General features: G+C 65.4%; 16 protein-coding genes. 12 read left to right on the top strand and 4 right to left on the bottom strand.

The genetic code is table 11. The annotated features are described in order from the left end of the window. Window positions 1–124 precede the first annotated feature (124 nt). Window positions 125–1,141 (top strand): sugar-binding transcriptional regulator, encoded by a 1,017-nt coding sequence (locus NKI49_RS27415; protein ID WP_352605803.1) that lies wholly within the window; start codon window positions 125–127, stop codon window positions 1,139–1,141. Here the strand turns inward: NKI49_RS27415 and NKI49_RS27410 are convergent. Genes NKI49_RS27410 through NKI49_RS27400 form a run of 3 tightly spaced genes read right to left on the bottom strand, consistent with a single transcriptional unit; the run spans window position 1,128 to window position 4,346 of the window. Further along, the gene (locus tag NKI49_RS27410; RefSeq protein WP_352605800.1) at window positions 1,128–1,979 is read right to left on the bottom strand and encodes a TIGR01459 family HAD-type hydrolase; all 852 of its coding nucleotides are present in this window, start codon (window positions 1,977–1,979) and stop codon (window positions 1,128–1,130) included. The genes NKI49_RS27415 and NKI49_RS27410 overlap by 14 nt on opposite strands. After that, the gene (locus tag NKI49_RS27405) at window positions 1,976–3,301 is read right to left on the bottom strand and encodes an FGGY-family carbohydrate kinase (RefSeq protein WP_352605797.1); all 1,326 of its coding nucleotides are present in this window, start codon (window positions 3,299–3,301) and stop codon (window positions 1,976–1,978) included. The genes NKI49_RS27410 and NKI49_RS27405 overlap by 4 nt, the downstream gene beginning before the upstream one ends. Before the next feature lies 1 nt (window position 3,302). Then, window positions 3,303–4,346 carry a class II aldolase/adducin family protein gene (locus tag NKI49_RS27400; protein ID WP_352605795.1) on the bottom strand — a complete coding sequence of 348 codons (1,044 nt, stop codon included), beginning with the start codon at window positions 4,344–4,346 and terminating at the stop codon, window positions 3,303–3,305. A 189-nt stretch (window positions 4,347–4,535) separates the two neighbouring features. Between NKI49_RS27400 and NKI49_RS27395 the strand changes: the two genes are divergently transcribed. The 7 genes from NKI49_RS27395 (at window position 4,536) to NKI49_RS27365 (ending at window position 11,845) form a co-directional block, all read left to right on the top strand. Then, complete coding sequence (locus NKI49_RS27395; protein WP_352605793.1) at window positions 4,536–5,318, top strand: DeoR/GlpR family DNA-binding transcription regulator; 783 nt, start codon at window positions 4,536–4,538, stop codon at window positions 5,316–5,318. After that, window positions 5,315–6,697 (top strand): carbohydrate kinase, encoded by a 1,383-nt coding sequence (locus NKI49_RS27390; RefSeq protein WP_352605791.1) that lies wholly within the window; start codon window positions 5,315–5,317, stop codon window positions 6,695–6,697. Before NKI49_RS27395 ends, NKI49_RS27390 begins: the two co-directional genes overlap by 4 nt. After that, window positions 6,694–8,238: a sugar ABC transporter ATP-binding protein gene (locus NKI49_RS27385; protein ID WP_352605788.1), complete on the top strand. Its 1,545-nt coding sequence runs from the start codon at window positions 6,694–6,696 to the stop codon at window positions 8,236–8,238. Before NKI49_RS27390 ends, NKI49_RS27385 begins: the two co-directional genes overlap by 4 nt. Further along, window positions 8,235–9,227, top strand: coding sequence for an ABC transporter permease subunit (locus NKI49_RS27380; protein ID WP_352605786.1), 993 nt, complete (start codon window positions 8,235–8,237; stop codon window positions 9,225–9,227). The genes NKI49_RS27385 and NKI49_RS27380 overlap by 4 nt, the downstream gene beginning before the upstream one ends. Before the next feature lie 80 nt (window positions 9,228–9,307). Then, window positions 9,308–10,246 (top strand): ABC transporter substrate-binding protein, encoded by a 939-nt coding sequence (locus NKI49_RS27375; protein ID WP_352605784.1) that lies wholly within the window; start codon window positions 9,308–9,310, stop codon window positions 10,244–10,246. Between the two features lie 70 nt (window positions 10,247–10,316). Next, window positions 10,317–11,210: a sugar phosphate isomerase/epimerase family protein gene (locus NKI49_RS27370; RefSeq protein ID WP_352605782.1), complete on the top strand. Its 894-nt coding sequence runs from the start codon at window positions 10,317–10,319 to the stop codon at window positions 11,208–11,210. Between the two features lie 281 nt (window positions 11,211–11,491). Beyond that, window positions 11,492–11,845, top strand: coding sequence for a cupin domain-containing protein (locus NKI49_RS27365; RefSeq protein ID WP_352605780.1), 354 nt, complete (start codon window positions 11,492–11,494; stop codon window positions 11,843–11,845). Window positions 11,846–11,962: 117 nt separating this feature from the next. On the opposite strand, the gene NKI49_RS27360 is transcribed toward NKI49_RS27365, so the two are convergent. Continuing rightward, the gene (locus NKI49_RS27360) at window positions 11,963–12,649 is read right to left on the bottom strand and encodes a GntR family transcriptional regulator (RefSeq protein WP_352605778.1); all 687 of its coding nucleotides are present in this window, start codon (window positions 12,647–12,649) and stop codon (window positions 11,963–11,965) included. A 292-nt stretch (window positions 12,650–12,941) separates the two neighbouring features. Between NKI49_RS27360 and NKI49_RS27355 the strand changes: the two genes are divergently transcribed. The 4 genes from NKI49_RS27355 to biuH are packed head-to-tail and all read left to right on the top strand — an operon-like array spanning window position 12,942 to window position 16,857. Beyond that, window positions 12,942–14,069, top strand: coding sequence for a BMP family ABC transporter substrate-binding protein (locus tag NKI49_RS27355; RefSeq protein ID WP_352605776.1), 1,128 nt, complete (start codon window positions 12,942–12,944; stop codon window positions 14,067–14,069). 55 nt (window positions 14,070–14,124) lie between these two features. Further along, window positions 14,125–15,213, top strand: a complete 1,089-nt coding sequence (locus NKI49_RS27350; RefSeq protein ID WP_352605850.1) for an ABC transporter permease — start codon at window positions 14,125–14,127, stop codon at window positions 15,211–15,213. Next, window positions 15,213–16,139 (top strand): ABC transporter permease, encoded by a 927-nt coding sequence (locus NKI49_RS27345; protein WP_352605774.1) that lies wholly within the window; start codon window positions 15,213–15,215, stop codon window positions 16,137–16,139. The genes NKI49_RS27350 and NKI49_RS27345 overlap by 1 nt, the downstream gene beginning before the upstream one ends. A gap of 16 nt (window positions 16,140–16,155) precedes the next feature. Continuing rightward, window positions 16,156–16,857, top strand: a complete 702-nt coding sequence (biuH, locus tag NKI49_RS27340) for a biuret amidohydrolase (protein ID WP_352605772.1) — start codon at window positions 16,156–16,158, stop codon at window positions 16,855–16,857. Window positions 16,858–16,862 lie beyond the last annotated feature (5 nt).

The following is a 16,862-nucleotide window of genomic DNA, read 5'->3' as shown; positions in this document are numbered from 1 at the left end:
GCCAGCAGGAGGCCGGTCACCAACTCTACATTGTTCCTATCGATTGGTAGATCAATAGGCGATAGTAGACCAGCATGCAGAATCGGCGACGGCGCGTTCGTCCATCGCCGCAGGAGGAACAGAGTTGGGCAGGCGACGACAGGGCGAAATCGAGAACGGTCGAGAGGCAAGCGAGGCAACCGAGCAGGTGGTCAACGAAAGCCGGACGGATCGTCTCAGGATCCGCGCCGCCTGGATGTATTTCGTCGAGCAGATGACGCAGAACGAGATAGCCGACGTGCTCGGCGTCGGCCGCGTCACCATCGTGCGCATGCTGGCGGAAGCCAGGTCGCGCAACGAGGTGAAAATCACCATCGAGAGCGAACTGTCCGAGATCGTGAGGCTGGAGCGCGCGCTGGAGCGCACGTTCGGCCTGCAGCAGGCGCTGGTGGCGCCGCTGACCGCGCCCAATGCCGATCCGCTCCCCGCGATCAGCGCCAAGACCGGCAGCTTCTTGTCCGACACGATGAAATCCGGCATGCGCGTCGGCGTCGGCTGGGGACGGACGCTGTTCTCAAGCCTGCCCTTTATCAGCGCCAAGTCGCTCACCGATTTCAAGGTCATTTCGTTGCTGGGCGGTGTCGGCGTCGTGCGCCGCTACAACCCAGCCGAGTTCGCCTGGCGCTTCGCCCAAATCTTCCAAGGCGACGGCCATCTTATCCCGACGCCGGCCGTCGTCGACAGCGTCGAGACCAAGATCGCGCTGGTCGAACGCTGCGGCCTGCAGGAGGTTTTTGAAATGGCCAACGTGCTCGATGCCGTTCTGCTGAGCGTCGGCGGCATCGCCTCGGCCACTACCTTCTCTCGCGGCGGCTTTCTCAAGGAAGCGGACCGGGAGGCCCTGCTCGCGCGCGGCGCCGTCGGCGACCTCCTGTTTCATTTCTTCGACCGCAATGGCGACCTGGTCGACCATCCCGTCAACAGCCATGTGATGTCGGTGGATGTCGACCGTCTGCGCAAGGCGCCGATCCGCATCCTGACGTCCGGCGGCGAAGAGAAGACCGAAGCGCTGCTTGGCGCCATGTCTCTTATCGCCCCGACGATCCTGATCACCGACGAGGAAAGCGCAAGGCGCATGCTGGAAGCGGTCAGCGCAAGCTGAAGGCGCCCGTGATGTAGTCCGGCTCGGCCCCGTATTCGTCGAAAACGGCGGCAAGGTCCGGCGTGTCCGCCAATATCCCGCTCAGTACCAGTGCCGTGGCGAGCCCGACGCCCTTGCCGCCTGCGATGTCATGCTCGACGCTGTCGCCGACGCAGACCACGCTGCGCCGGTCCGGCTCGCCGGCCAGCGCCAGCGCTGTCTCGAAAATCGCCGGACCAGGCTTGCCGATGCGGGTGACGCTGCCGCCCAGGCTTTCATAGAGGTCCGCCAGCCGACCGGCGCCGAACCGGGGACCGACGGCAGTCAGCATGATTTTGTCTGGATTGGTGCAGAAGCACGGCACCTGCCGCGCCGCTGCCGGCGCAAGCAGCCGGCGATAGTGGTCGAGGTCGTAGCGGTCGCCCTCGCTGGCCGCGATCAGCACCAGGTCGGCGGTATCGCCGGCTCCGGTCAACACAAAAGGCAGACCCTCGATCGCGGTGCGGTCATTATCGCGGCTGATCAACAGGCAGTTCGTGCCAGGCCGTAGCGCTTCGGTCGCCGCCATTTCGTGGAAGGATCGCCACGCCACCTCGCCGGAGGAAACGAAATGATCCCAGCTTCCGGTCTCGAAGCCGAGCCTCAGCAAACGGTCTTCATTGGGCCTGGCGCGCCTGCCGGAGTTGGAGACCAGCACCACGGTCTTGCCGGCGCGCTTCAGTGCCGACAATGCAGCCACCGCGCCTGGATAAGGGGCGGAGCCGTCATGCAGCACGCCGAACTGGTCGAGCAGGAAAACCTGGTAGCGCTCCACCAGCGGCCCGATGCCGTCGAGGCGTTCGACCATTGCGGTACTCATAGCAGCCCGGCCTGTTTCAGACATAGCAACCCTGCCTTGTCCGCCCCCTTCAGCGCCAGCCTGGCGGTGCCGGCGGCTGCCTCGTCGGAAAGCGCGGGCAGGAAGTCGACGCCGAGCTTGCGCCGCCGGATCGCCGTCCATGCCGGGTTTGCCGCGCCGCCGCCGACGCTGCGGACCGAGGTCAGCGCCGGCGCGCCGAGTTCGCCAAGCCGGCGATAGCCGAGCGCTTCGATCGCGGCCATGCCTTCGAACATTGCCTTCAGATAGTCGGCATCGTCCACCGGGCGCGGGACAAGGCGCGGGGGGAGCGCCGGATCGGCGATCGGGAACCGTTCGCCTGATGTGGCGAGCGGATAATAATCGAGACCGGTCTCGGTCGCGGGGTCGATTGCCGCGCTGAGTTCGATGACGCGGGCGAGCGGAAAATGCTGCGCCAGCACCTTGCCGCCGGAATTCGAGGCGCCGCCGGCCAGCCAGTCATTGCCCAGCCGATGGCTGTAGATGCCGTATCGCGGCGCCGAAATCGGCCGGTCGGACAGGATCTTGATGGTCAGCGAGGATCCAAGCGCCGTGACCCCGTCGCCGGCTGTGTCCGCACCTGTCGCCAGAAACGACGCGCAGCCGTCCGTCGTGCCAGCCACCACAACCACATCGTGCCGCAGGCCGAACAGGTCGGCAACAGATGTGGTGAGCGTGCCGGTTATATCGCCCGGCTGGAGGACCCGCGGCAGCAAGTCCAGGCGCATTCCGGTCGCCGCGATCCAGACCGGCCAGCGGCGGGCCTCGACATCGTAGCCGGTTTTCAAGGCATTGTTCTCGTCGCTGACGTCGAAGCGGCCCGAGAACTGTCCGGCGATCCAGTCGGCCTGATGCAACACCGCCGCCACGCCCGGCAGATGCTGGAAGTGAAGCGCCTTGGCGAGGCCTGACGTCGCGCCATGCGCGGCGCTCGCCGCCGGCGCCTCGCGCGCGATCGCGGCCAGTATGTCGTCGTCGTCGACCTTGTCGTTGTACATCAGCGGCTCGGCGAGCGGCCGTCCGGCAACATCGACCGGCAGCAACGTGCCCGAGGTGCCGTCGACGGCGATGGCGCGGACCGTGGTCCGGTCGATGCCGGCAAGCAGCTCCGCCAGCGCCGTCCGGACCGCTTGCCACCATGCGATCGGGTTGCGCGGATCTTGGCCAAACGCATCGAGGCGGACGGCGGATTGGCCGGCAATGGAAAAGTCCGGGCGCATGGCGACGGCGCGCGCGCCAGAGGTGCCGATATCGACGCCGACGACAAGGCAACCGGAAAGAGGCGAGCCGGCAACGGACGACATATCAACCCCCCGAGGCGTTCAGCTTCTGGCGGTACTGCTCGGCGTCCCAGTTGACCAACTCGTCATTCTCCGCCTCGGTAAGGTAATTCAACGTCGCCGTAACATCGACCCGCGCCGTCACGTCGGCAAGGCAGCGCTGCATGGCGTCCGCGCCGGCGCTGGCATTGCCGCGCATCAGGACGCCAAGCCCGGGAAACAGGATCGACGCGGGCTGGTCGCCCAAGCGCTCGGCCACGGCGGCCGCATTTTCGCCGGGGCCCGCCACGACCGAGCCTTGGCCAAGGAAAATGACGTGATCCGGGTACAGGCTGCCACCTGACGCCATGCGTCGGCTTTCGGGGTCGATGGCCACGGCATGCGCCTCGACATCGGCCGGCAGCCTGTAACCGGTGTCTCCGGCAAGCGCCTTCAGCGCCGCGATGTCCGGTGCGGCTGCCTTGCGCGGCGATCGCGCCAGCAGCCCGGTGACGCGCCGCAGCAAGGTTTCGGCCTCGGCCACCGTGTCCGCCGCGACGACCAGTCCGTGATTGCCGAGGATCAGGACATCGACGCCCGGCCGCAGCCTTTCGGCAATGCCGCGGGCAAGCGGCAAGCCCGGCCGGAAATAGGGCACATAGGCCCATTCGATCGAGGCGAGCCGCCTAGCCACCTCGGCCTCGCCATTGGCCTGCACGGCAAGCGAGATGGTATCCACGCAGTGGACATGCAGGACCACTCGCTGCGGCATCAGAGCGTGGACCGTGGTCTCGATCGAGGGACGCAATCCGCGTGCGTTGAGCTCACCGATGGCGAAGCCCTGCGGCTGGTCGGCGGCGCGGTCGCGCTGTTCCACCGCTTTGACGAGCGGCGACATCGCCACGGGCACCATGATGTCTTCGGCAAGCGCGTCCTTCAGCCAGGTACCGGAAGCCTTGATCCAGAGCGTGTCGCCGGCTTTCAGCGAGGTGTTGCCGCCAGCGGCCTGGGTCAGATGCGGATCGCGTCCGATGGCTGCCGAAAGCGACCGCAGCGCCGCCATTTCCTGCGCATCCGCATGGGTCCCCATCGCATTTCCTCCAACAATCCGTCTTGCCCGACCTGAAATTCACATGCGGTGCGGGTAACAGGTGATATCGCAGATAAGAGTGAGTTCCGTCAACCGTGATCTAATCTCGTCAGATGCGACTTGCAATCAAACTAATGTTGAGTAAGTTACACCAATTGCCGTCGCAGAACGACATTTGGGAGGAAACAGGTGAGCGACTCCGGCCGCCAGCGTCAGATCGTCGAACTCTTGCGGGATCGCCCCTTCGCCTCGGTGCGCGAGCTGCAGGAGCGGCTTGGCGTTTCGGCGGCGACGGTGCGGCGCGATATCGACAGGATCGACGAAGCCGGCGAGGCGCGGAAGGTCTATGGCGGCATCTCGGCGCTCGACGGCGCTTCGCAAGCTGGAGTCGCCTATGCCCGTCCCTATGACGAGAACCGCGACCTTGCGGTCGAGGCCAAGCGGCAGATCGCAGCGATCGCGGCGACCATGGTGCGCGACGGCGACGCGGTCATCGTCCATGGCGGCTCGACCTGCTTCCATCTCGGCGTCAAGCTCGCGGATCGCAACATCCGGCTCTACACCAATTCGATGCCGCTGGCGGCCTATCTCAGCGACCATGGCCATTGCAGCCTCACCGTCGCCGGCGGCGAGCTGCATCGCGAGCCCGGCATCATTCATTCGCTAACGCAGGCGGTGCCCTTCTACGCCTCGAAGTTCTTTGTCGGCGCGCAAGGCATCGGCGCGGAAGGCGTGCTGGAATCGCATCCGCTGCTGGTGCGCTCGATCGTCGAGCTCAGCCTTTGCGTCGATCAGATCGTGGTGCTGGCCGACAGCCGCAAATTGTCGATCCAGGCCCGCAACGTGGCGCTGCCCCTGTCACGCATCGGCACGCTGATCACGGACGACGGGCTTTCGGATGCCGACGCGCGCATGCTGGAGGATGCCGGCGTCACGGTGCGGATCGCGTCCACCTCGGGAGCGATCGCGTGAAGCTGGCCGTCCTCGATTTCGGCAAGACCAATTCGAAGCTGTTCGTCTTCGGAGAGCACGGCTGCATCCTCGACGAACGACGGACCCAGCCGAAATGGACGCGCCAGGCGGATTTCGTCGTGCTGGACGAGGCCGAGCTTCATGATTGGGCGGTCGGCGCCGTGGGCGATGCGGTCGATCGCCATGGCGTGGAAGGCCTGATGATCTCGGGTCATGGCTGTACCTTCGCGCTGGTCGACGATACCGCGCTGACGCATCCGATCCTCGATTACGAGCAGGAGCCGCCGGCTGAAATCGCCGCGCGGATCGATCGCCGCATTCCCGATTTTGCCGAAACTTTCTCGCCGCGCCTGCCGCTTGGCTTCAACTATGGCCGCCACATGCTGTGGCTGCAGGAGGTCGATCCCGATGCGTTCGCGGCGGCGAAATCGATCCTCGGCTATCCGCAATACTGGAGCTGGCGCCTCGGCGGCAGGCCGGTCTCGGAAGTGTCCTATCTCGGCTGCCATTCGCATCTATGGGCGCCGCGCAAATCCGACTTTTCCTCCTTGGTGGACGGCGAGGGGTGGCGCGACCAGATGCCGGCCTTCGCGCGCGCCGGCGCTGTCGTCGGCGAACGGCGTTTCGGCCATGGCAAGCGGCCCATCGCCATCCATAACGGCGTCCATGATTCGAACGCGGCGCTGTATGCCTATCGCCGGCAGGAGCTGGGGCCGCTGACCGTCGTCTCGACCGGCACCTGGGTGGTCGTGCTCAATCCCGATTGCCCGCTCGAAGCGCTCGACCGTTACCGCGACATGCTGGTCAATGTCGATGTCGACGGCGGCCCGGTGCCGACCATCCGCTTCATGGGCGGACGCGAATTCGCTGCCATCAGCGGCGACTGGCAAGGCCCGATCGAAGGCTCGGCGCTGCGGCGGGCGGTCGATGACGGCATCATGGCGCTGCCGAGCTTCGCGCCGGGTGGGCCGATGCCGGATCGTGCCGGCCGGCTGGTCGGACGCAAGCCAGACGCCGCGGAACGTGCGGCCGCGGCGCTGCTCTATGTGGCGCTGATGGTCGATCTCTGTCTCGATCTGATCCATTCGAGCAACACCGTGATCGTCGATGGCGGGCTCAACAATGGCGGCTTGCTCGCCAGCCTGCTGGCGCAACTGCGCCCTGGCCAAGCCTTCATGCAAGGCGCCACGCTGGAGGGCAGCGCCACCGGGGCGGCGGCTCTCGCCTTCGAGAGCGCCGGGCGTGAATTCGCCGCCGAGCGACCGGAGCCGGTGCATGCGGCGAGCCTGGCTGGCCTTGCCGGCTACCGCGACGGCTGGCGTGATTTTGTTGCCGCCGGGCACGGGACCGCCGGCAAAGCGGCGGGAGGTGTACGATGAGCGCGGCGGTCAAGACGCAGCCGGCGCGCCAGCCGGTGCTGGAAATGCGGCACATTTCGAAGACGTTTGGCACGATCCGCGCGTTGCAGGACGTCTCGCTCACCGTCCATGCCGGCGAATTGCATGCTTTGATGGGTGAGAACGGCGCCGGCAAGTCGACGCTGATGAAGGTTTTGTCGGGCGCCTATCGGCCAGATCCCGGCGGCGAGATCCTCATCGACGGCGTGCCCGCCGCGACCGGCGATCCGATCAAGGCGCGCGCCAGCGGCGTCGCGGTGATCTACCAGGAACTGTCGCTGGCGCCCAACCTGACGGTGGCGCAGAACATCTTCCTGGGCAACGAGCCGCGCCGGTTCGGCATCGTCGACCGCGACCAATGCAACCGGCGCGCCAGCGAGATCGTCGGCCGGCTCGGCGTATCCTTTTCGGCACGTGCCCTGATCGCAGGCCTGTCGCTCGGCGAGCGCCAGCTGGTCGAGATCGCGCGCGCGCTTTCGACCAATGCGCGCATCATCGTCATGGACGAGCCGACCACCTCGCTGACCTCGCGCGAAACCGAGCGGCTGTTCGAGGTGATCGCGACGCTGAAGGCGCAAGGCATCGCCATCATCTACATCAGTCACCGCATGGAGGAGGTCTACCAACTTGCCGACCGCGTCAGCGTACTGCGCGACAGCGGCTATGTCGGCACGCTGGAGCGCGCCGACCTCAGTGCCCCGCGCCTCGTGTCGATGATGGTCGGCCGCGACCTTTCCGCCTTCTACAAGAAGGACCATCGTCCGCCGGACAGCGCGCGCGCCGTGGCGCTGTCGGTGCGCGGCATGTCCGACGGCCGTCTGCTGAAGAACTGCTCGTTCGATCTCCACAAGGGCGAAGTGCTGGCCCTGGCGGGTCTGGTCGGCTCCGGCCGCACCGAACTCGCCCGGCTGGTTTTCGGCGCCGACAAGCGCACCACGGGCACCATGGAACTTGACGGCAAGCCGATCTCCATCGGCTCGCCGCGCGAGGCGCTCGACGCGGGCATTGCCTATCTCACCGAGGACCGCAAGGAACTCGGGCTGTTCCTCGACATGTCGATTTCGGACAACATCAACATGGGCGTGCTGGCCAGGGATGCCCGGGCAGGCGGCTTTCGCGACTTCGCGGCGGCCGAAAGGCGGGCGGCGAAAACCATCGCCGAGCTGTCGATCCGCACCCGCTCGGCGCAAGCCAATGCCGGCTCGCTGTCGGGCGGCAACCAGCAGAAGGTGCTGCTCGCCCGCCTGCTCGAGACCGAGCCGAAGGTCGTCATCCTCGACGAGCCGACACGCGGCGTCGATGTCGGGGCGAAATCGGAAATCTACCGGCTGATCGACAGCCTCGCCAGCAAGGGCATAGCCATCCTGATGATCTCCAGCGAACTGCCGGAGGTGATTGGCGTCGCCGACCGTGTTCTGGTGATGCGCGACGGGGCCATATCAGGCGAGGTGACGGCGTCCGAAGGCGAGCCGCTTCGCCAGGAAGCAATCATGGAACTTGCCACGGGAGCGGCCAAGGGATGACCGACAGAACGACGACGTCCACGGATCAGGCGGCGGTCAGAAGCCGGCGGCTGCGTACCGCCTTGGCGGCACTTGGCATGCTGCCGGTACTGGTGCTGCTCGCGGCCGGGTTCCAATTCATCAATCCGCGGTTTCTGACCGGCACCAACCTGCTCATCGTCACGCAGCAATCGTCGATCAACATCGTGCTCGCCGCCGGCATGACCTTCGTCATCCTGACCGGGGGCATCGACCTGTCGGTCGGTTCCATCCTTGCCGCCTCGGCCATGGTGGCGGTGCTGGTCTCGCTGGTGCCGGACTGGGGCCTGCTCGGCGTACCGGCGGCCATTCTGGTCGGTCTCGGCTTCGGGCTCATCAACGGGCTGCTCGTCGCCTATATCCGCTTGCCGCCCTTCATCGTCACCCTCGGCTCGTTGACGGCGGTGCGCGGCGTCGCCCGCCTGCTCGGCGAAGACACGACGGTGTTCAACTCGGACCTGCCGTTCGACTTCATCGGCAATGGCTCGCTGTTGGGCGTCCCCTGGCTGGTCATCATCGCGCTGTCGGTCGTGGTGCTGTCCTGGCTGGTGCTGAAGCGCACCGTGCTCGGCACCTGGATCTATGCCGTCGGCGGCAATGCCGAAGCAGCACGGCTGACCGGCATCAAGGTGCCGCTGGTGCTGCTTTTCGTCTATGGCGTTTCCGGCCTTCTGGCTGGCCTTGGCGGTGCCATGTCGGCGGCCAGGCTCTATGCCGCCAACGGGCTGCAGCTCGGGCAGTCTTACGAACTCGACGCCATCGCCGCCGTCATTCTCGGCGGCACCAGCTTCGTCGGCGGCGTCGGCTCGATCTGGGGCACGCTGATCGGCGGCCTGATCATCGCGGTGCTGTCGAACGGCCTCATCCTGGCCGGCGTTTCGGATATCTGGCAGTACATCATCAAGGGATTGGTCATCATCGTGGCGGTCGCCCTCGACCGCTACAGGCTCCAGGCAGGAGCAAGAACATGAATGACCTTGTCGCCGGCATCAACGACCGGCTTGTGTAAAGCACCGTGAGAGGCGCGGGGCATCAGGAGGAAGTAAGCGTAATGAAGACCATTGCAAAACTGCTCTGCGGCGCCGCGTTCGCGGCCGTCGCCATCGCGCCGGCATCGGCCAAGGACCTGAACAAGGTCGGCATCTCGGTCGGCTTGCTCGGCAACCCGTTCTTCGTCGCCACCATCAAGGGCATCGAGGACGCGGCCAAGAAGATCAATCCCAACGTCGAAGTGACCTCGGTGTCGGCCGACTACGACCTCAACAAGCAGGTTTCGCAGGTCGATTCCTTCATCGCCGCCGGCGTCGACGTGATCATGCTCAACGCGGTCGACGCCAAGGCGATCGCGCCCGCGGTGAAGAAGGCACAGGCTGCCGGCATCGTCGTTGCCGCCTTCGACGTCTCGGCGCCGGGCGCCGACGTCACCGTGATGACCAACAACGTCAAGGCCGGCGAGGAGGCCTGCCAGTACCTTGTCGACCAAACTGGTGGCAAGGGGGACTACGTGATCCTCAATGGACCGGCGTCGTCGTCGATCCTGGAGCGGGTGAAGGGCTGCAAGAACGTGCTCGCGCAGCATCCCGACATAAAGATCCTGTCCGACGACCAGAACGCCGAAGGCTCGCGTGACGGCGGCTTGAAGGTATTCCAGTCGCTGCTGACGCGCTTCGACAAGATCGACGCGGTGTTCGCCATCAACGATCCGACGGCGATCGGCGCCCAGCTTGCCGCCAAGCAGCTCAACCGCTCGGAGTTCGTCTTCACCGCCGTCGACGGCGCTCCCGACATCGAGAAGGAACTCGCATCCGGCAAATCGATGATCAAGGCCTCGGCATCGCAGGACCCTTACGTGATGGCTGGCCAGTCGCTGACGATGGCTGCTGACCTGCTTGCCGGAAAGAAGCCGGCGGAGCCGGTCGTGCTGCTCGATCCCAAGCTGATCACGGCCGAGAACCTGAAGGACTACAAGGGCTGGACCGCCGCCCGCTGATTCGTTCGACACGGGCGCGGCCGGTTAACCCGGCCGCGCCTGTCCTCATCGTGCTAAACCGGAGACGATCATGTCGCGCATCGGAATCCATTCTTTCGTCTGGTCGGCAAGCTCCGCGCAGGGCGAGCTCGAACGCACGCTGGCCAACACCAAGGAAGCCGGTTTCGAGCTGATCGAATTTTCCTATCTCGACCCAGCCAACGTGGACATAAGCGGGCTCGCCAGGCGCATCGCCGATCTCGGCCTCGGCGTGGCGATCAGTATCGGATTGCCGGCGGACGGCGACATATCGAGCGCCGACAAGGCGGTCGCCGCGCGCGGCGTCGAGATCCTCAACGACACCGTCGCGCTGACGCGCGACCTCGGCGGCAGCAAGGTCGCCGGCATTCTCTCGACCAGCCATGGGTTGCAGACCGAGCCGCCGACGCGCGCTCAATGGAACCGCAGCGCTGCCACGCTGGCGAAGGTCGCCGAAACGGCCAAGGCGGCCGGCGTCACGCTCAATCTCGAGATCGTCAACCGCTTCGAAAGCAATCTGCTCAACACCGCCGCGCAAGGCCTGGCCTTCATCGAGGATACGGGCTCGGACAACATCTTCCTGCATCTCGACACGTTCCACATGAACATCGAGGAAGCCGATGTCGGGCTGGCCATCCGCCATGCCGCAAGCAAGATCGGCTATGTCCATATCGGCGAAAGCCATCGCGGCTTCCTCGGCACCGGCAATATCGACTTCGCGGCGATCTTCGACGCGCTGACCGCGATCGGCTATGCCGACGATATCAGCTTCGAATCCTTTTCTTCGGAGATCGTCGACGAGAACCTGTCGAAGAAGACCGCCATCTGGCGCAATCTGTGGACGGACAACATGGCGCTCGCCAAGCACGCGCGCGCCTTCATCGGTCTCGGACTGGAGACGGCAAGACGCAAGGCGGAACTCGTCTCGGCGCGCCACAGGCCCTGAAGCTACCAAATCGACGGGGCAGCTATTCATGATAGGAATTTTTTCTTGACAGGGTGAGTGCAGCTATGGTAGATATTTATCCATGGTGCAGATTTGCGCCAATGACCCGCCGCACAGGCGGGTTTTTCGTCTGATGCTTCTCAACCAACGTGCCGGCGAACGCTCTGGAGGAACCCCTTAACCCGGATCCGTTGCCCTGGTTGCGTGTGGCGCAGCATTGCCCACGCCACGCGGATCGACTATGCGACGTTGCGATAGCGAAGCAAAACGGAGCCGCGGCGATGACGAACAAGACGATCCTCAAATTCGGCGCCGTCGAGAACGCGGACACCGGCGATCTCGCTGGCTGGGTCGTGGTCGAGGGCAAGCCGACCATGAAGACCGCCGTGCAGCACACGACCGAGGACGGCAAGGTGATGTCGGGCACATGGCAGGCGACGCCGGGCACCTATCATGCGACCTATACCGACTATGAGTTCGTGCACATGATCGCCGGCCGCATCGTCATTACGCCTGACGGCGGCGCGCCGGTCGAAGTCGGCCCTGGCGACGCGTTCGTGGTCGAAGCCGACTTCAAGGGAACCTGGAAGATCCTCGAGCCGGTGACGAAGCATTTTGTGGTCAGCGTGGGCTGAGCTGGTTTGAACTGAAGCACCGCACGCCTTCCTGGCCGTAGTGGATGCCGAGATCCGGACGGGCAGGCGGACATTCGGTGGCTGGCGCGGTGTGTCGCCGCTGAAGCCGGATGGATGTCAGTCGGCGGTGACCGACGTCGTGCTTGCGGCTTTCGGCTGGTCGCCGGCGGCAAAGACCGCGCTCGCCTCGCTGACGATGGAAACGTGATCCCGTGCGGCCTTGCCGGCAGCATTGCCATCGCCGCGCATGATCGCCGTAACGATCGCGTCGTGCTCCTGCCAGGACTTCGCCAGACGGCCCGGCAGCATGAACTGGGCGCGGCGGAACGGTGCCAGGCGGCTGCGCGTCATCACGGTCATCTCGCAGATGTGACCGTTGTGGGCGCCGCGATAGAGCCGGCTGTGGAACTCGGTGTTGAAATACTCGTAATCCTCCTCGGCGCGTAGCCGCACCAGCCGTGCCGAAGCCTGATGCTCGATCTCGAGCGCGCGGCGCTCAGCGCTGGTCATGCGCTCGGCCGAGAAGCGCGCGCAGATCGCTTCCAGTTCGGCCATGCTCTCGAACATCGAGGCGAGATGCTCCTGGGTGACGACGGCGACGATGGCGCCACGGTTGGGCCGTCTTTCGACAAGGCCCATGGCGCTGAGTTGGCCGAGCGCCTCCCGAACCGGGGTGCGTGAGACGTCGAAACGGGCGGCGAGCGAAGTCTCGTCGAGCTTTTCGCCGGGGCGCAGAAAGCCGGTGACGATGCGGTCGCCGATCGCCCTCACCATCTGATCCACGGTCGTGCCCGACCTGATCAAGCTGCGCTTCCCCGACAAATCTCCTCCGTATGGTCTTTTCGCGGAATCGGCCGGCCCGCCAGCCTCTTCGACTCGATATACCTCTGTATGCCTCCGTTTTAATCTGCCTGTCAAACTGGCTACTTTCAAGGCAAAAAGTGCATGCAATTGCTTGCCGCGTGAGCAGGTGTTTTTAAGACGATCATTGATTTCATTCGATAATCTAACCTTCTGAACTGGCACGGCGATTGCATACACTTCCTTGACGGCATGTTAACCGACCCGGAAAGGGTCCTGAAGGGGAGCATTCATTATGACCGCGAGATTCACGCTTAACCGCCGCGAGCTGCTCAAGACCTCCGCCGCCGGAGCCGCACTTGGGCTCGCCTCGGCATCCTTTCCCATCGGCCGCGCCTTCGCTGCCTCCGCCGCTGTCGGCTTCATCTATGTCGGCCCGAAGGACGACTACGGCTACAACCAGGCGCATGCCGAAGGGGCGGCGGCGCTGAAGGGCATCGAAGGGCTCTCCATCGTCGAGGAGGAGAACGTCCCCGAGACCGTCGACGTCCAGAAGACCATGGAATCGATGATCAACCTCGACGGCGCCTCGCTGATCTTCCCGACCTCCTTCGGCTATTTCGACCCGCACATGCTGGCCATGTGCGCGAAATTCCCCGACGTGCAGTTCCGCCATTGCGGCGGCATGTGGAACAAGGACAAGCACCCGATGAATGCCGGCTCCTATTTCGGCTATATCGGCATGGGCCAGTACCTGAACGGCGTCGTCGCCGGCCACACAAGCAAAACCAAGAAGCTCGGCTTCGTCGCCGCCAAGCCGATTCCGCAAGTGCTGCTCAACATCAACTCGTTCCTGCTCGGCGCCCGCTCGGTCGATCCCACTATCACCTGCCAGGTGATCTTCACCGGCGAGTGGTCGCTGGCGGTCAAGGAGGCGGAGGCCACCAACGCGCTAGTCGACCAGGGCATCGATGTCGTCACCTGTCATGTCGACAGCCCCAAGGTCGTGGTCGAGACGGCCGCCGGCCGCGGCGCCTTCGTCTGCGGCTACCATGCCAACCAGAGCCCGCTGGCGCCCGAGAAATACCTGACCGGCGCCGAATGGAACTGGGCCAAGGTCTACAAGATGTTCGTAGACGACCTCATCGCCGGTAAGCCGCTGCCCAATTTCACACGCGGCGGGCTGGCCGACGGCTTCGTCAAGATGAGCCCACTCGGCCCCGCCGTCTCCGAGCCGGCCCGAAAGCAGTTCGACGCCACTTTGGCCGAAATGACGAAGGGCGGCTTCTCCGTCATCAAGGGCCCGCTGAAGAACAACAAGGGCGGGGTCGTTGCCACCGAAAGCCAGGCCTTCGCCGAGACGGCAATCGAACTCGAAAGCATGGACTATCTCGTCGAGGGCGTCGTCGGCTCGACCGCCTGAACCGGACGGAGGCGGCAACATGACTGACACCGTGGCAAGTGCCGGCGCGCCGGCGATGTTCGGCGCCAAGGGTTATCCGGCGGCACTGGAGCGGATCGCCCGGCGGGCCGAGGCTTTCGTCATTCCGCTCGCGGCGCTGGTCGTCGGCATGGCCATGTTCAGCCTGTTCATCCTGGCTGTCGGCAAGTCGCCGGTCCAGCTCTATGAAACGATGTGGCGCGGCGGCTTCGGCTCGTGGTTCTCGGTACAGAACTCGCTGTCGCGCGCCGCACCGCTGTTGCTGGCGGCGCTCTGCGTGGCGCTGCCGGCCCGGCTCGGCCTCGTCGTCATCGGCGGCGAGGGCGCCATCGTGCTCGGCGGCGTCGCCGCAGCCGCAGCCGGCATGGCGCTCGACGGCGCCCCCTCCTTCATCGTCATTCTCGTCATGGGCGTGGCGGGCATGGCCGCCGGCGGCATCTGGATAGGTGCCGTCGGCGCGCTCCGCCACTACCGTGCCGTCAACGAGACCATCTCCAGCCTGCTGATGGCCTATATCGCGATCGCCTTGATGAACCAGCTGGTCGAAGGACCGTTGCGCGACCCGGCCTCGCTCAACAAGCCCTCGACCCAACCGCTGGCCGACATCTACCGCATCGGAAACATGCCGGGCATGGAGGTCCATTGGGGGCTTGCCGTCGGCGTCGTCGCCTGCGTGCTGTCCTGGGTGCTGATCGAAAAGACGCGCTGGGGATTCGCCGCCCGCATCGCCGGCGGCAATGTCCGGGCGGCCCAGGTGCAGGGGCTCGCCGTGGGCTCGCTGGTCGTCGGCTTCACCGGCCTGGCCGGCGCCTTTGCCGGTCTTGCGGGCATGCTGGAGGTCGCGGCGGTGCAGGGCAGCGCCAACGCCTCGCTAGCGGCCGGTTACGGCTATACCGGCATTCTCGTCGCCTTCCTTGCCCGCCACAATCCGCTGGCCATCATTCCGGTCGCCTTCCTGCTCGGCGGCATCGATGCCTCCGGCGGGCTGATCCAGCGCCGCATGGACCTGCCCGACGCCACGGTCCTGGTGCTGCAAGGCATGCTGTTCATCGTCATCCTGTTCAGCGAGACCTTCTACGGCCGCTTCAGGGCCTTCAATCCCGATCTTTGGCGGAGGAGCAACTGATGGACGCCAGCGGGATCGGCCTCTGGGGCGTGCCGCTCGCCATCCTCGGCGGCGCCATCCGCGTCTCCACGCCCTTCATCTTCGTCTCGCTCGGCGAAGCCATCACCGAACGGTCCGGCCGCATCAATCTCGGGCTGGAAGGCACGCTGGTGTTCGGCGCCATGACCGCCTATGCCGTGGCGGTGATGACCGGCTCGCCCTGGCTGGGCCTGCTCGCCGCCGCCGGTGCCGGCTTGTGCTTCGGCTTGTTTCACGGCTGGATCTGCAAATTCCCGCGGGTCAACGATATCGCCATCGGTATAGCGCTGATGCTGTTCGGATCCGGCCTCGCCTTCTTCTTCGGCAAGCCGTTCATCAAGCCGAAGGCGCCCAACCTGCCGGCCATTCCTCTCGGCGGCTGGTCTGATATCCCGCAGGTGCAGGCGGCGCTCGACGTCAACGTGTTGTTCCTCATCGGCGCAGTGCTCTCGGTCGTGCTGTGGTGGGCCTTCCGCAACACGCGCGCCGGCCTCATCGTGCGCGTGGTTGGCGACAGCTCGGACGCGGCACGCGCCATGGGCCTCAACCCCGATACGGTGCGCCTGCTCGCCACCGGCGTCGGCGGCGCGCTGGCCGGCATCGGCGGCGCCTATCTGTCGCTCTATTATCCCGGCAGCTGGACCGAACGCATCTCGTCTGGCCAGGGGCTGATGGCGGTGGCACTGGTCATTTTCGCGCGCTGGAATCCGCTCGGCTGCTTTGCGGCCGCACTTCTGTTCGGTGGGGCAGGCGCGCTCGGCCCCGCGCTGCAATCGGTCGGCGTCACGCAAGGCTACTACCTCTTCTATGCCGCGCCTTACATCCTCACCCTCGTCATCATGATCGCCACCTCGTCGCCGAGCCGCTCGCTGGCCGGTGCGCCGGGCGAACTGTCGATCACCAAATGAGACCGGAGTTTTTGCCATGAACGCCAGGGCCGGTATCACCCAGCGCTACATCGACGCCGATCCCTATCCCTGGCCCTATAATGGCGATCTGAGGCCCGACAACACGGCGTTGATCATCATCGACATGCAGACCGATTTCTGCGGGCCGGGCGGCTATGTCGACCATATGGGCTACGACCTGTCGCTGGTGCGGGCGCCGATCGAGCCGATCAAGTCGGTGCTGTCGGCAATGCGGGCCAAGGGCTACACCATCATACACACGCGCGAAGGGCATCGCCCCGATCTCGCCGACCTGCCGGCCAACAAGCGCTGGCGCTCGCGTCGCATCAATGCCGGTATCGGCGACCCTGGCCCGTGCGGGCGCATCCTGGTGCGCGGCGAGCCCGGCTGGGACATCATCCCCGACCTTTACCCGACCGAGGGCGAGCCGATCATCGACAAGCCGGGCAAGGGCTCGTTCTGCGCCACCGACCTGGAGCTGATCCTCAATCAGCGCGGCATCCGCAACGTCGTGCTCACCGGCATCACCACCGATGTGTGCGTTCACACCACCATGCGGGAGGCCAACGACCGCGGCTATGAGTGCATGATGCTGGAGGATTGCTGCGGGGCGACGGACCATGGCAACCATCTGGCGGCGATCAAGATGATCAAGATGCAGGGCGGCGTCTTCGGCACGGTGTCGAACGCGGCCGCGCTCGTCGCCCAGCTGCCGTGAGGACG

Origin of the sequence: Mesorhizobium sp. M0587 (assembly GCF_040320945.1) — a bacterium.
Taxonomy (GTDB): domain Bacteria; phylum Pseudomonadota; class Alphaproteobacteria; order Rhizobiales; family Rhizobiaceae; genus Mesorhizobium.
This window is presented reverse-complemented; position numbering and strand designations above follow the sequence as displayed.